Genomic DNA, 13257 nt, shown 5'->3' on the forward strand with positions numbered 1-13257 from the left:
AGTGGCTGGGGTCCACATCGCTCGCTCCAAGATGGCCTGAACAACCCCTTGGAATCACGAGTGCCCCAGTCGCTCAACCCTTTCGGGACGGGCTCTGAGATTTTTTGTTGAGCAGGCACTTTTTGTCTTAGTTGCCTGCGCTCAATCGCCTGCCCACCCGCTAACTCCCTGGCGATCCGCTCTTTCGCATAGCTCAAAATTGATTGACGCAATGCAGGATTGCGAACGGCCTTGGCGAGGGCGCGCTCGATCGCAACAAGCTGCGACCGAGCCGCTTTGACGGCTTCGTCGCCTGCCATCTGTCTTGCATCACCCGTTCGGAATTCCTCCGAGCGAGCCTGCCATCGAGCGCGCTGCAGGTCTCGTGGGGTGCCACTTTTTAGGGCAGCACCATCTATCGTCACGGTTGGGCGCTTTGTCGAAGGATCCTGAGCATTCTCGGGGATTGCCGTCGCTGGTCCTTTCGCAGTGTTCCAGCTTCGTGACGCACCAGCCTCCGGGAGTTCGCCTCGGGTCTTCAACCTTTCGTCACGACTTTCCGGAGGCATGACCGTTACATCGATTGGCCGCCTCGTCGCGACACCATCGATGGTCATCGTTTCGGATGCCGCAGCTTCGTGGGTCTGTGGTTTTCGAACTGTCCGTTTCAAACCCGTCTCCGGCTTTGCTCGAAACGCGAGCGCAGCTCGATCGACTGGATCGGGGTCATGGCCGCGAACCGCAAGCCCGCGCACCGACGCCTCAAGCCATGCAGTCCGCCGGAACTCCTGCGATCCGCGAACCTCGACTTCCGTCCAGCCTCGATGCTGCGCGACCGAGACCATATCCCGAACGACGCCAGCGTCTTCGAGCCGCGTCGTCATCCGTTCGGTCGAAACCTTGAATGCGAGATACTCGCCCCGCGGATCGGCATAGACCTTAGCCTCGTTGCTCGCGCCTGTGTCCGTAACATAGTATTTGCGCCGGAGCCGGTCAGGCATTCCGCTTTCAGATCGGCCTTCGTTCGCACCGCCAAGATTGAATTCAGCCTGGCCGGACCGCCTTTCGCCCTCCGGCGCTTTCGAAGCACCGCGCGATGACGAGCTGCCAGCGCCCGCATCCCTCTCTCGGCCGCGTTCAATCGTGAACTCGCTCTGATCCTGACGCTCACCTTGCACGGCGCATCTCCTTCACTGATCCGCCGGCTTCCTTTGCCGGGATGATTGCAGCATCGATAACCTGCGAGCACCAGTCTTTCAGTTCGTCCTCGGACAGGCCTTCCAGATCGACAGGCACGTCCCCGAAATCAAACGTGGCGTCGTCCGGGATAAGCGAAGGATCGGCGATCTCCTCATCCGTCATCGGGCGGGTTCGAAACGTCGCCTGCAGCTCGGCGACGGCGGATTTGAGCTCGATGATCTCGCTCGCCAGCAGCATGTTCGACGGGCCGCGATTGGGCGCGATGACCGGCGGTGTCTTTAGGCGCGTGGCGAAAGCCTTGTCGTCGAAGTAGATGATCTTGTCGCAGATGATTGGCGGCACGCTGGCCGCCAGGATGAACGCCTTGGATGACGGGATCAGCTTAAGCTCCTGCGGCAACATCAGCGCGCGGCGCTGGTCCGACATGGATTCGCTGCGCTTTCCCGCCGATAGCCCCCAAGGGCGTGAGCGGCTCTTCGCCTGGACCGTGTCATAGCCGATCCGCTCCGACAGTTCGTTGGCGACGTCCTGCTCTTTCGGCGCGAACACAACTTCGATCGCATGGTTGGTCATAATCGTCTTGGCGAGATCGGGGCCATAGATCGCCCGAAGCTGCGCCGGGCTCTGGATGATGGTCAGCAGGCGGATGCCGTAGCCGGCAACGAAGGCTACGGATTTGGCAAGCACGCCGACATGGCCGAGCGCCGGGAACTCGTCGAGCAGCAGCAGGACGCGGCGATTGAGTTTCGGGTTCTGCTCCGGCAGGTCGCGGCTGTTCAGATCGATGACCTGCTGGAAAAACAGATTGAGCAGCGGCGCCATGCGGTCGAGATTGTCCGGCGTCACGCCGAGAAAGATCGACATCGGCTGGGACCGAAGCTCGCGCAGATCAAAGTCGTTCGCGGAAGTTGCGGCGTCGATGCGCGGATTGAGCCAGAGGCCGAGCCGCGCCGTCGTGGTTTTTCGGACCGAGTTCATCGTGTTCTCGGAGGCCGACAGAAAGTCGTTCAGCGCTCCGATGCAATGTGAGGACAGCGGCGCCGTGCTTTTTGCGCGCTCCTTCATCGCGGCCAGAAAATGCGCCTTCAGATCGCTTGAGGCGGAAAGCTGCCGCAGGATCTCGCCGATGGTTAGCGGAAGGCCCGGCGTCTCGGCGACATAGCCGCCGATCGCGACGAACGCCGAACGCGCGGTTTCGAACCAGAACGGGTCGGCCCGGTTTTCGGCCGGGAAGAGCATGACCGCGATGCGCTGGAGATCGTCGTAGAGGTCGACCGGATCGCGCCGCACATAGGCAAGCGGGTTGTAGCGCGCGGTGCGCCCCTGCTCATCGAGCGGGTCGAACAGGAAGACGGCCTGCCCGCTCGCCTCCCGAAACCCGGCGGTGCGGTCAAAATTCTCCTTCTTGACGTCGAGCGCGACGACGGAGTCCGGCCAGTTCAGCAGGTTCGGGATGACATAGCCGACGCCTTTGCCGGATCGCGTCGGGGCATAAACCATCACGTGCTCGGGGCCGCCGAAGCACAGGAACTTTCCGTCTTTCCGGCCAAGCAGGATCCCCTGCTTCGACCTCAGGCCCGCCTTGCGGATATCGCGCTCGGTCGCGAAGCGCGCCTCCCCATGTAGCGAGCGCGGTTTGGTCCGCAGGATCAGACCCATCAATCCGAAGGCCGCGATCGTGCCGGCCAGCGTGCCAAAGGTGATCCAGCGGTCAAGGCGCTCGTTTGTGCCATAGTGGGGCCAGGCGATCGCAAGCTCGTTCCAGTGGAACCCGCCATCGTGGCTGCGAAGGCCCAGCAGCAGGACGTTGGAGCCGACGAACAGGAAAATGGCGATGCCGGCAAGCGCAAGCGCGATCCGGAGCACCACCCTACGCGCTGGCGAGGCGCTTTCGAACGGGGTCATAGTCGATCTCCGTGATGCGGAAGCGGCCGTGCTCGCGTTTCATCTGGATGACGATGTCGACGGTCTGGCGCAGGAGGTTGCGGATGTCGTCGCGGGCGAGGTCCCGTCCTTCCGCGCTCTCCTTCACCAGCAGCGTCAACTGCTCGAAGGCGAGACGTGCGGAATCGGCATGGACCGTCGTAATCGAACCGGGATGGCCTGAGTTCACATTGCGCAGGTAGAAGAAGGCGGTGCCGTCGCGCAGCTCCTGCAGCAGGATGCGATCGGGCCTCATGCGCAGGCAGGATTCGAGCAGCTCGCGCGGTCCGACCTTGGCGAGCCCCTGCCCGTCCTTGGCATAGAGCAGCCTGACATGGTTGGGCTGCGGCACCACCAGTTCGGCCGTATCCTCGATGGTGATGAGGCGCTCGTTCGCCGGAATCTGGGCGATCAGGCCTTTTGACAGCGTCGTCTTGCCCGATCCGGTTGCGCCCGAGATGATGATGTTGCGGCGGCTGCGAACGGCGAGCGCCAGGAATTCCCGCCATTCGCCGGCGTCGCGCAGGCGCACCAGCTCCGTCTCGTCTTCGGCGAGGTCGTCGGTCGTGACGCGGATGTCGGAGAACAGGTTGCGCTGCTCGAAATCCTCCAGCGTCATCGTGACGATCGAGGGCTTTCGGATGGTCAGGCTAACGGTGCCCGTTGGCACCGCCGGCGGCACGACGATCTGGCAGCGCTCCTCGCCCGGAAGCGTCGTCGAGACGATCGGATGGTCTGAGGCGATGTCCTGCCGGGTGTAGCCCGCGGCTGCCGTCGCAAGATGCATCAGATGCGCATGGCTCAGATCGTGGAGCTCATGGCGATGCCACCCGCCCGGGCCTTCCGTGAACACCTCGCCCGGGCGGTTGACGACGATCTCGGTGAGGTCCGGCTGCGCCAGGAAGCGCGCGAGCGGCGTCAGATAGCGCTCGAGCACGATGCGGCTGGCGCGTCGTTCGGAAGCGGTCGGAGCGGTCGGCGTGGCCGGTGCGACCGCAACGATGCAATTGGCTTCGACGGGCGCAGGCGCTAGCGCCGTCATGGCTTCGTAACGCGAGAGCTGGATGCCACACCGGCATCGATGCCGGGCACCGTTCGATCCAGAATCCGCGCGCGGCTTTCGATCCGTTTCAGATCGTAGACTGAGGAGAAATCCAGATCGCGGGCGACGAAGATGTTGACGCGCTCGCCCTGGTTCTTGTTCAGCGTGGGCGGAATGTCGATCGAGCGCTCGACGGCGATGCCGGCTGCCGTGTTGGCCGCGCCCGACGTGTTGCGGATTTCTATATCGGCGTCGTCGAGCTGCTGTCGGCCAATCGCGGCCGCGTCACTGACGATCGAGAGCAGTAGCGCTGCGCCAAACCGCTCCCAGAAATGCGTGTCGATCTCGCCGTCGAAACCGGCCCGGCCGAGCGCGTCGGTCGCTGGCGAGGCGAGCGCGACGATGACGCCGGTCGGGGTTTTTGCCCGCGTCCAGAGCACGAACATGCGCTTGGAGCCCTTCCGGACCTGGCCGCGATATTCGCCGACAATCTGGGTGCCCTTTTCCATCAGCACGACGTGGCCGGAATCCGACAGCACATCGCGCAGCACGACACAGGAGACGAAACCCGGAACATCCGATGACATTGCCGTCTCGAGCACGCATGGGATCGCAGTGCCCTGCGTCACCAGGAGATTGCGGTTGGGCAGGCGCGCGGCGCGCACGCCCTCTATCACGGTCGCTTTCAACTTGTCGGCGAGCTCGTTGCGCGGATCGGCTGCGCCCGCCAGCAGAGGCGATCCCGGCAGAGCAGCGCCCTGCCCTGCCCCGTCGCTTGCCGGTCCGCGCCCCGGTCGATTGAAGGCGAGCACCGGCGCCCGGCGGGCGCTTTCCATCAGCTTGTCGGTTTGCGGCGGAGTAGCGGCAGGAGCGAGCTGAGGCGGCAGAACCGGCAGGGCGGCCTGCTGGATGGGCGACGGCGCTGGCGGCTCTCGAGCGGGCTCGAACGCAGTGGTCTGGCGGATGATCGGCTTGGCGCCGCCCTGCTCGACGGGTTTCTCGGATTTCCAGGTGCTCCAGATCACGAGCACCGAAAAGACGATCAGCGCAGCCGCGCCGATGCCGCGCTTGGCGAGCGCCCGGCCCGAGCCCTCGACGGGACCTGAGACGGGGGTGATGCCGCGTTCGCCTTCGACGCCGGATGACGCGTTCTGATCGGTCATGACATGCTCCTCAGCGTCGCCGCGCTGGCGCTGGCTGCTTTTGGGTGCGGGCGACACTGGGGCTCGTCGTGCCGGTGCCCGGGTTCACGCCGACGGCGTCAAAGGCCTCGTTGAAGATGCAGAGCACCTCGCTGCCGCGGCGCAGCCGGAATTCGCGCGCGGTGGCATGCACCACGACAACCTCGCCGCGAACGTCCTTGGGCACGAGGCTTTCGGCGCCATCTGAGCCGACCATGTAGATCGCGGGCACCTCCCGATTGCCGGCGAAGCGGAAGCTGGTGACCTTGCCGTCGTCGAACACGCCGTCGGGTTCGAGATCGGCCGGGCCCTGCGCTGAAAAGCGCCAATTGCGCGCGCCATATTGCTGGTGAAGATCGAAAGTCTGGTCGATGACCGCGCCCTCGCGCTGCTGGCTGCGCGCCTCGTTCTCCGCCCGGCGGCGATCGGCCTCGTCGCTCGGATAGGAGTACTTCACGACGAAATAGCTCTCCTTAAGCGAGGCTTCCGCGATCGAGAGCTCGAACTGGTAGGAGCGCTTGCGGCCGTCGCGCCGCGTCGTCACGACCTGCAGGTTGGTCGGCGGATGCTTTTCGCGGGGCTTGAGGAAGAGGATCGAGCCGGCCGGTGCGACCTCCCAGGCGATCGAGTCGCCGATCGCGACATGGGCGATCTCTTCGTCCTCAGCGAAGATCACCTGCGTCGAGGCCCGGATCACGCCGTTGACCTTGACCACGTTGGCGGGGTCATAGGCGACGAACCGCACCCGCTCGTCGCGCGCGCCGGCGGTCGGGAGTTGTAGCGCGAGCGAAGGAAGCCCGAGGCCGATCGCCAGAAGTAGTCCGCACCCAACTGTGATGATGCAACGGCTCATGGCGCGACCTCCGGATCGGCGCGGTATTCCGAGACGAGGAAGCCGAGCGGGTTGATCAGACGGTCGGTCGAGGAGACCGGCGCGTTGACATAGGCGAAGGTCAGGGTCGCGATCCAATGCGTAACCTTGACCTCCTCGCCCTTGCGGCTTTCCTTCAGAAACCGGACCGAGGCGAGGTTGTCGGCGAGCAGCGAGATCGCTTTGATCCGCACCTCGGCAACGCCGAAGCGGCCATGCAGAACCTGCGGGCTTTCGGGGTTCGAGCCGCGATAAACGGCGGCGAAGCGCGCCTGCTCGGCTTGCGACGACAGCAACGCCACAGTCTGGAAATTGGTCGCCGCCTCGGCCTGGCTAAATCCCTCGCGCGAGCGGACATAGCGCCCCAGGAAATACTTGGTCACCGCCTCGTCGTAGCTGCGCGGCGATACCCCGAGCGCCGCAACTGTCTCGACGATGCCGGTCGCATTGTCGACGCGGATGACGAAGGGCTCGACGGTCTTCAATGGCGCCAGCGCCGCGACCGCGCCGACGGCGGCCGTAGCCAACACGCAGGCTGCGGTCGCGACGAACCAGGCCAGCCGCTTCGAGCGCTGCGCCGTCAGCAGCAGATCCTGTTCCCAGCGCCGGGCATTGTCGAAATAGTCCTTCAGATCGTCGGGCCTAACCATGGTGCGTCGCCTCGCTGCACGACCGGAACGAGCGCGCGATGTCGAAGGCAGACCAGACCGTGGAAGCCTGACCGATGCCACGGGAAGGCAGCTCTGGCTGGGCCTGGCCGAGCCGTTTGACGGCAGGCGTACCAGGCTGCGTCGCAGCCGGTGGCGTGGCTTCCCAATCCCAAAGCGATCGGTTCAGCGGGCGCTTGGCTGAGCCGTCACAGGACGGCGCGCCCTTGTTCCAGCCGGCGCAGCCTGACACCACCGTGGCCAGCACGAGGCTGGCAATCACGCGACAATTCATCGAATCAAATCCTTCTCGGCATCCTTGCGCGGATGCGGTTGATCCTGGTGTGGAAGGGACGTTCAGACGCGTCTGATCTCGCCGCCCTGTCGTCGCTCGCGGATTCTTGCCGCCGTGCGGCTCGCCGCGGTCCGCGCGCCGGCATAGGCGCCGACGGCGGCGGAGGCTGCGTTCGCGGTGATGGCGCTGGTGACGACCCGGGCCGCGAGCGAAGCGCCGCCACCAGCGAGGCCGCCCGCGATGGCGGGGAGCTGCAGGGCAATGTAGGCAGCAAGACCGAGCACGGCGCTGATCGCCACCGCGCCGACCATCAGCCCGCCGCCGGTCGTCGTGCTGGCTCCGTACTTCTCGACGAAGCCCTGGACCGAAGTGAGCATCAAGCCGACAAGGGCGACGACCAGCACATGCAGGATCAGGAAGTTCGCGACCTGACGTGTCCATGCTTCCGTGAACGGACGCGTAGCGTCGAACAAGGCGAGCGCGATGAAAATCGGCCCGAGCGCAATGACGACAGCCAAGCCGATTTTGGCGTAGAGCAAGATGGCGAACTGCAGGAAACCCGAAACGGCTGTGAAAACGGCGAGGATGGCCGCAATGAGGGCTGGGGCGATCGTGGTAAGCCCGGCCTGCTCATAGATCTTCTGCGACACCTCAATGCCTTTGGTCAGAAGGCGATCGAACGGCTGGCCAGACGACGTGTCCAGTGCGCTTCCCGCTAAAGCGTTCCCGATCTCTCTCGGCAACGACGTGAAGAAGAGATCGGTCACGTACTGCTGAAAAGAGCTCGCATTCGACGCGAGAAGCACGATCAGAACGAGCCTCATGGCTCGCCAAGCAAACTCCTGGATCGGCTCGGCGATCGCGCCGCGCATGACCGCAAAACCGTACAGCACGACATAAAGCAGCACGGCCACCCGCAACGGACCATCGACAAAGGACGCGAGGTTCGAGACAGACGTCGACACGAAGGTCGTGATCGGCTGTTCGAACTCTTTCAAAAAATCGTCGAAAATCGTGATGGCCATGTCTGATCACTGCTTCAGGGAACTGAGTGCGCGCTCCCGGCCGAGCATCAGCACGCGTTCATGCGCCTGACCGGCATTCACGCACGCGGCTTTGGAACCGTGCTCGCCGGGATTGGACCGACACAGCTTCCATGTTCCTTCCAGCGCATCTGGATTTTCGAGGAACCAGACGATTGTCGGAGCCGTGGCGCGACTGATCAGCTGGTCGGGGCTGCTGTCGTTGCTGGTCGATGCGTCATTGGACTGTTCGCCGCATCCAACGAGCAGCAGGGAAACGGCCAGCGAGATCACGAAAACTCGCGTCACTGCAGCGCCGCCTTCATCTCGTCGACAAGCTGGCGCTCGCGCTCTTTCTGACGCTGGCCGTCCATGTCGCTCCGCGCCTGCTGCACCATGGCGAGCCCCTGCATGCGCAGCACCTCGTTCTGGAGCATCGCCTGCTCGGCTTGAATGCGGGCGGAGAGATCCAGCACGTCCTTGGCGTCCTTGGACGCCGTGATCTTCTGGCGGAGCTCCTCCAGCCCGTCGATGCGCTTGGAGGCCGTATCGTAAACGCTCTGACCGATCGAGTGCTTTGCGCCGGTCTGGCGCGCGATGCGGTCGAGCTCGGTGCGATAGAACGAGTTCGCGTCACCGCCCTGATACGCGCGGTTCTGATCGAGATAGCGATCGACGACGCCGGCGAGCGATCCGCCGCCACCCGAGACGAGCTTCTCGATCTCGCTGAACTCTTTTGGCAGATGCTTCCGGAACTCCTCGCTGCTCAGGAGCGAGGCGATGTCGTTGACGTCGGTCAGCTTGTTGAAACTCTCGTAGAGCTGCTTGGCCTGCGTGAGCTGCGCCTCCATCGTCTTGATCTGCTCGGTCAGCTTGCCGATCTGCTCGACATGTTTTGCGATCGCGCCAGCGTCAAAGACCGGCACGCCCTGCTGGGCAAAGCCATGTGCCGGCAGTCCAACCAGTGCTGCGGCGATCAGGAGGCGAGACACTCTCATCGGTCGATCCTTCTTTCGGCATGGAAGCGGGGCAGGAACGCTGCAGGTTCATCGCCGACCACGGTCCGGATGCGATCGAGCAGCTCGACGGTCTCGGTGCGGCCCGACAGCACGGCGAGCGCTTCATCCATGCCGCCGAGGTCGAGCTCGGCGACGACGGACTGGCCGTTATGCTTGATCAGGAAGCGCCGGCTCTCGGCCGAGAGCTCTTCCTTGATCAGCCGGAACTCGGTCTCGGTCAGATGGAAGCCATCGACATAGTCCGAGCGCGTGCCGCGCGGGTTCGGCATGAAGATCTGCGTCGGGCACTGCTCGACGATCGTGTGGGCGATCGGAGACGCCAGCGCATCGCGCGGCGACTGCGTACCAAACACCATGACGCCGTTTTGCTTGCGGATGGTTTTGAGCTTGTCGTTGGCGAGCGCTCGAAAGGCGTCATCGCCGAGCGCCTTCCAGAACTCGTCGATGTCGATGATGATGCGGCGGCCGTCGATGAGCTGTTCGACGCGATGGAACAGCACCATCATCAGCGGCGTGCGCACGACGGGGTGATCCAGCACATCGGTCATGTCGAAGCCGATGAAGCTGGCATCGAGTGCGATCGCGTCCTCTTCGGCATCGAGCACCCAGCCGAGAGGTCCGCCGCTGCACCAGCGTTCAAGCCTGGCGCCGATGCCCTCGCGATCCTGCTGCCCGAGAAACGCCCGCAGCGCCGATAGCGAGCGCTCTTGACGCGGCAGAGCGCGCATCGCCTCGAGGCTGGAATCGATCCGCTCCTCGTCGACGACGGAGAGCGCCCTCCCCTCCACCGTGACGAGCTTGCGGACGAGCTCGCCGAGGAAAGCAAGATTGGCCGGCGTCAGCTCGAGCGCCTTCAACGGCGCGCATCCAGTCGGGACGCCGTTCTTTAGGGTGAGGTAGGTTCCGCCCGAGGCGCGGACGAAAATCTCGGCGCCGCGGTCCTTGTCGAACATGACGCGTTGGCAGCCGAACTTCTCCGCCTGGGCGAGCAGGAAGTTCTGCAGCACCGTTTTGCCCGAGCCCGACGGGCCGCAGATGAAGGTGTTGCCGAGATCGCCGGCATGGAAGGAGAAATGGTACGGCGAGCCCGAAGCTGTCTTCAGCATGGCGACGGACGGTCCCCAATGGTTCCCGTCTGGCTTGCCGACTGGATAGCTGTGGAAGGGTGACAGCGCGGCGAGATTGCGCGAGGTGATCGCCCCGGACCGAGCGCGGTGCTTGAACAGACCCGGCATCTGCGCCCAGTAGGCGGCCTCAAGCCCAAGATCCTCGCGCGCGACGACAGCGCCGGCCTCGGCCAGCACGCGGCGCGCCTGAGCCATCGTCTCCAGCAAAGCCTTCGGGGTCTCAGCGCGGATCAGCAGCGAGAGGTGGTGATCGCCCATGACGAAGCGGTTGGATTCGAGGTCGTCGAGCGCATCGTTCAGATCGTCGATCTGGGAAGCGGCGACATCCTGGGTCGAGACGAGCTGGTTCTGCTTGCGAGTCAGCACCGTCTTCGCGTCGGTCTTCGACAGGAAGGCAAAACTCTGCGAGAGCACGAACTCGAACGGGGCCGAGAGCAGGCCGTTCAGCATGCCGGGCCTGGTTGAGGCCGGGTATTCCTTGAGGCCGAACATCCCTGAGAAGAGCGAGCCGCCTGCGGCGCGAACCTCGATCGCCTCGCGGCCGAAGATGACGCGGTTGGTATAGATCGCCGATCCGATCCGGCCCTGCGGCAAGGCCGTCGGCATATCCTCGCTGGACGCCAGCAGATGCAGGAGCCGCATTGGCTCGGAGAAAATGAGGCCGTTCTCTTCAACCAGGCTAAGCTGAGTGGCGCCATAGCGGCCGAGCGCGGCGGTGACGTTGCGAGCGGCGTCGTTCAGGCGTTTCAGCGCAGCGGCATCGACCTCCCCTCCCCCGCGACGCGCCTGACCGAGGCGTGCCACGAAGCCGGCTGCGACCTCCGCCCGGTCGCGGCCGGGATGGGCGACGATGGTGAGGAAAAGCTCGTTGCGGAACAGGTTTGCGCCCTGAAGCGCCTCGCGATAGCCGATGTCGAGATCACGCGCGAAGGCCGAGCAGAAATCGCCCTCGGGATAGCCGGTATCTCGCCGCCGGATCAGATGCGTCCAGATCGCGAGCCGATCGTCGGCGAGATTGCGCAGTGAGAGATTGAGTTTGGCGTGCAGATCGTTGAGGTCGCCGATGTCGGCGGTCTCGAAGGCAATGCCGTCGAGGCGGATCGTCGTCATCAGCGCCCGGGTCGCGAGGCTGATCACCGTCTCCGTTACATGCCGGACGTAAGGCAGATGAACGTCCGGTTCGACCTCACGAGCCAAAAGGCGGGCGGCGTCAGCCATGGGCCACCTCGGCGGTTTTGTAGCGGCGCACGAGGCGCAAGGGCGTCGGCGACGAGCCGCCCCAGAACGCGGCATTGCGTGCGCGACCACGGGTTTCCAGCCAAGCGACGAGCAGCCGGAACTGGTTTGGATCATGCCGGCAGATTGCGCGGCAGATCAGATGGATTGGCAGGGCGATCAGCCCATAGACGATCGAGCCCGCCATCAGGAACAGGATGCAGGAGGCCATCACGTTGATGGCCATCGCCTCCATCGTGACGCCCGCGATCATCGCAGGCCTTGTGCAGGCGAGGAACAACGTGTCCTCAGTCAGACGCTCGGGCTCTGTCGTCATCACGGCCGAGCCTCAGGTGCCGCCGGTCAGCGTGGATACGATCTCAGAGGCGCCGAAGACGATGGCGACACCGAGCACGACATAGGCCGCCTTGCGCAGATCGAGATAGCCGAACATCCAGGCGATGCCGACGATGATCACGGCGAGCGTCGCCAGCAGGCGCGCGACATTGCCGGTCAGCATCGTGACGATGTTCTGCAGGACGCCCTCGATATTGGCGGTCTGCGCGAGCGCGGGTTCAGCAGCGAGGAGAACGAGCACAGCCGCGATAGCGGTCGGTGCGGCAATTGTTCGAAACGGCAGGGGCATTCACGGTCTCCAGGCAAGCGTGTTGGACGCCGCACATCGCGGACGATCAGGGGAATGGAAGCTGGGTTGACTCAGCGGCTGTAGATCAGAAGCGAGGAGCCGCGTTTTGCGCCGTAGACGTTCCAGGACGGCGGGTCGTTTGCGGATGCGACCTCCTCTCGCGGAAGGTCGGCCTCGGTCTCCAGCTCCGACGGCGTGTCCGGCTTGGCCGAAGCGGCAGCAGGTGCTGCGCTCCGAGTCGATTTAAAGGACGATCGCGCGCGTTCGTCCGCGGCTTTATTGTCAAGGCCGCCCGACACGAGCTTCGCCTTCCGCTCCTGAAACACGCGCCCAACGCCGGCTATATGCACGCACGGGTCGAAGGCAGCAGAGATGGTGAGCCCGGCTGCTTTGAGGTCGGCAGCATCGAGCTGAGCCAAGCCGATCCGAACAGGCTGTCCCGCTGCGACGGCTTCGCTTGCAAGCGCGATGGCCTCAGGCTTCGAATCGGCCAGAACTCGGATCGCTCGCTTGCTCGCGATCGTCACCAGCAAGGGCTCGAACTCGCTCGCCTGGCGCATGATCGCGGCAACCGGCCGCGCCAGCGTTGGCGCGGCGCAGCGATCGATCAATGTCATAATGTCAGCGGCTTCCATCAGAACCGCACTCGCGTGCTGACGCCGTCCGATCCGGTGACATCAATGAAATTGGGTTGGGCGCGATGGCGGACCGCCTGGACGTCATGCGGCTGGCAGGCTTCGTCCGCGCGGTCGCAGTCGTGAACCGGCTTGCTCGACACACAGGCCGGTTGACTTGCACCATCGCGCCCAAGCTCGCGCAGGACGTAGCCATCCTGGCATGGCTCATACGGGTCGTAGCCGATCGGCGATGCGCTCGATCCCGCACCTGAGCAGGTCGGAAAGGCCCCTCCCCGCTTCAGATGCGACCAGAGCCGCGTCACGGGCGGGACGCAAGCTGCGTATTGCGTTGGCCCGCTCGGATTGGCGAGGCACAGCAGGACAGTGCAGCCCCAGTCGTCGGCGCGAGCAGCGCCGGCCGACAGGCCCACAAGGCCGGCGGCTAGAAGCGTGATCCTGATCATCTGCACAGC

At 64.5% G+C, this 13257-nt stretch carries 15 protein-coding genes; all 15 read right to left on the minus strand.

The window, feature by feature from the left end:
* A partial coding sequence (locus ACFPOB_RS26635) for an LPD7 domain-containing protein (protein ID WP_377801322.1) occupies positions 1-1157 on the minus strand: 1157 nt, incomplete at its 3' end.
* Entirely contained in the window at positions 1147-3084 is a 1938-nt protein-coding gene (locus ACFPOB_RS26640) for a type IV secretory system conjugative DNA transfer family protein (protein WP_377801323.1), read from the minus strand. The genes ACFPOB_RS26640 and ACFPOB_RS26635, both read right to left, overlap by 11 nt.
* Entirely contained in the window at positions 3050-4144 is a 1095-nt protein-coding gene (virB11, locus tag ACFPOB_RS26645; protein WP_082736581.1) for a P-type DNA transfer ATPase VirB11, read from the minus strand. Before virB11 ends, ACFPOB_RS26640 begins: the two co-directional genes overlap by 35 nt.
* Positions 4141-5307: a type IV secretion system protein VirB10 gene (gene virB10 / locus ACFPOB_RS26650; RefSeq protein ID WP_377801324.1), complete on the minus strand. Its 1167-nt coding sequence runs from the start codon at positions 5305-5307 to the stop codon at positions 4141-4143. The genes virB11 and virB10 overlap by 4 nt, the downstream gene beginning before the upstream one ends.
* 10 nt (positions 5308-5317) lie before the next feature.
* Positions 5318-6178: a P-type conjugative transfer protein VirB9 gene (gene virB9 / locus ACFPOB_RS26655; RefSeq protein ID WP_068178579.1), complete on the minus strand. Its 861-nt coding sequence runs from the start codon at positions 6176-6178 to the stop codon at positions 5318-5320.
* Positions 6175-6846, minus strand: a complete 672-nt coding sequence (locus ACFPOB_RS26660) for a VirB8 family type IV secretion system protein (RefSeq protein ID WP_068178581.1) — start codon at positions 6844-6846, stop codon at positions 6175-6177. Before ACFPOB_RS26660 ends, virB9 begins: the two co-directional genes overlap by 4 nt.
* Positions 6839-7138, minus strand: a complete 300-nt coding sequence (locus ACFPOB_RS26665) for a hypothetical protein (RefSeq protein ID WP_082736582.1) — start codon at positions 7136-7138, stop codon at positions 6839-6841. Before ACFPOB_RS26665 ends, ACFPOB_RS26660 begins: the two co-directional genes overlap by 8 nt.
* 62 nt (positions 7139-7200) lie before the next feature.
* Positions 7201-8163, minus strand: a complete 963-nt coding sequence (locus ACFPOB_RS26670) for a TrbL/VirB6 family protein (protein ID WP_377801325.1) — start codon at positions 8161-8163, stop codon at positions 7201-7203.
* A 6-nt stretch (positions 8164-8169) separates the two neighbouring features.
* Positions 8170-8454, minus strand: a complete 285-nt coding sequence (locus ACFPOB_RS26675) for an EexN family lipoprotein (RefSeq protein WP_377801326.1) — start codon at positions 8452-8454, stop codon at positions 8170-8172.
* Positions 8455-8465: 11 nt separating this feature from the next.
* Positions 8466-9158 carry a P-type DNA transfer protein VirB5 gene (gene virB5 / locus ACFPOB_RS26680; protein ID WP_068177002.1) on the minus strand — a complete coding sequence of 231 codons (693 nt, stop codon included), beginning with the start codon at positions 9156-9158 and terminating at the stop codon, positions 8466-8468.
* Positions 9155-11524, minus strand: coding sequence for a VirB4 family type IV secretion/conjugal transfer ATPase (locus ACFPOB_RS26685; RefSeq protein ID WP_377801327.1), 2370 nt, complete (start codon positions 11522-11524; stop codon positions 9155-9157). The genes virB5 and ACFPOB_RS26685 overlap by 4 nt, the downstream gene beginning before the upstream one ends.
* The gene (locus ACFPOB_RS26690; RefSeq protein WP_068177007.1) at positions 11517-11858 is read right to left on the minus strand and encodes a VirB3 family type IV secretion system protein; all 342 of its coding nucleotides are present in this window, start codon (positions 11856-11858) and stop codon (positions 11517-11519) included. The genes ACFPOB_RS26685 and ACFPOB_RS26690 overlap by 8 nt, the downstream gene beginning before the upstream one ends.
* A 12-nt stretch (positions 11859-11870) precedes the next feature.
* Positions 11871-12167 carry a TrbC/VirB2 family protein gene (locus tag ACFPOB_RS26695; RefSeq protein ID WP_068177010.1) on the minus strand — a complete coding sequence of 99 codons (297 nt, stop codon included), beginning with the start codon at positions 12165-12167 and terminating at the stop codon, positions 11871-11873.
* A gap of 71 nt (positions 12168-12238) precedes the next feature.
* Positions 12239-12802, minus strand: coding sequence for a lysozyme family protein (locus tag ACFPOB_RS26700; protein ID WP_156448828.1), 564 nt, complete (start codon positions 12800-12802; stop codon positions 12239-12241).
* Positions 12802-13248 (minus strand): hypothetical protein, encoded by a 447-nt coding sequence (locus ACFPOB_RS26705; RefSeq protein WP_377801328.1) that lies wholly within the window; start codon positions 13246-13248, stop codon positions 12802-12804. Before ACFPOB_RS26705 ends, ACFPOB_RS26700 begins: the two co-directional genes overlap by 1 nt.
* Positions 13249-13257 lie beyond the last annotated feature (9 nt).

Origin of the sequence: Allobosea eneae (assembly GCF_042657265.1) — a bacterium.
In the GTDB taxonomy this organism is placed as follows: Bacteria; Pseudomonadota; Alphaproteobacteria; order Rhizobiales; family Beijerinckiaceae; genus Allobosea; species Allobosea eneae.

Bases quoted from the DNA above. Each gene is read 5' to 3' on its own strand.
- ACFPOB_RS26640 (WP_377801323.1), bottom strand. From the start codon at position 3,084: ATGACCCCGTTCGAAAGCGCCTCGCCAGCGCGTAGGGTGGTGCTCCGG.
- virB11 (WP_082736581.1), bottom strand. From the start codon at position 4,144: ATGACGGCGCTAGCGCCTGCGCCCGTCGAAGCCAATTGCATCGTTGCG.
- virB10 (WP_377801324.1), bottom strand. From the start codon at position 5,307: ATGACCGATCAGAACGCGTCATCCGGCGTCGAAGGCGAACGCGGCATC.
- virB9 (WP_068178579.1), bottom strand. From the start codon at position 6,178: ATGAGCCGTTGCATCATCACAGTTGGGTGCGGACTACTTCTGGCGATC.
- ACFPOB_RS26660 (WP_068178581.1), bottom strand. From the start codon at position 6,846: ATGGTTAGGCCCGACGATCTGAAGGACTATTTCGACAATGCCCGGCGC.
- ACFPOB_RS26665 (WP_082736582.1), bottom strand. From the start codon at position 7,138: ATGAATTGTCGCGTGATTGCCAGCCTCGTGCTGGCCACGGTGGTGTCA.
- ACFPOB_RS26670 (WP_377801325.1), bottom strand. From the start codon at position 8,163: ATGGCCATCACGATTTTCGACGATTTTTTGAAAGAGTTCGAACAGCCG.
- virB5 (WP_068177002.1), bottom strand. From the start codon at position 9,158: ATGAGAGTGTCTCGCCTCCTGATCGCCGCAGCACTGGTTGGACTGCCG.
- ACFPOB_RS26685 (WP_377801327.1), bottom strand. From the start codon at position 11,524: ATGGCTGACGCCGCCCGCCTTTTGGCTCGTGAGGTCGAACCGGACGTT.
- ACFPOB_RS26690 (WP_068177007.1), bottom strand. From the start codon at position 11,858: ATGACGACAGAGCCCGAGCGTCTGACTGAGGACACGTTGTTCCTCGCC.
- ACFPOB_RS26695 (WP_068177010.1), bottom strand. From the start codon at position 12,167: ATGCCCCTGCCGTTTCGAACAATTGCCGCACCGACCGCTATCGCGGCT.
- ACFPOB_RS26700 (WP_156448828.1), bottom strand. From the start codon at position 12,802: ATGGAAGCCGCTGACATTATGACATTGATCGATCGCTGCGCCGCGCCA.
- ACFPOB_RS26705 (WP_377801328.1), bottom strand. From the start codon at position 13,248: ATGATCAGGATCACGCTTCTAGCCGCCGGCCTTGTGGGCCTGTCGGCC.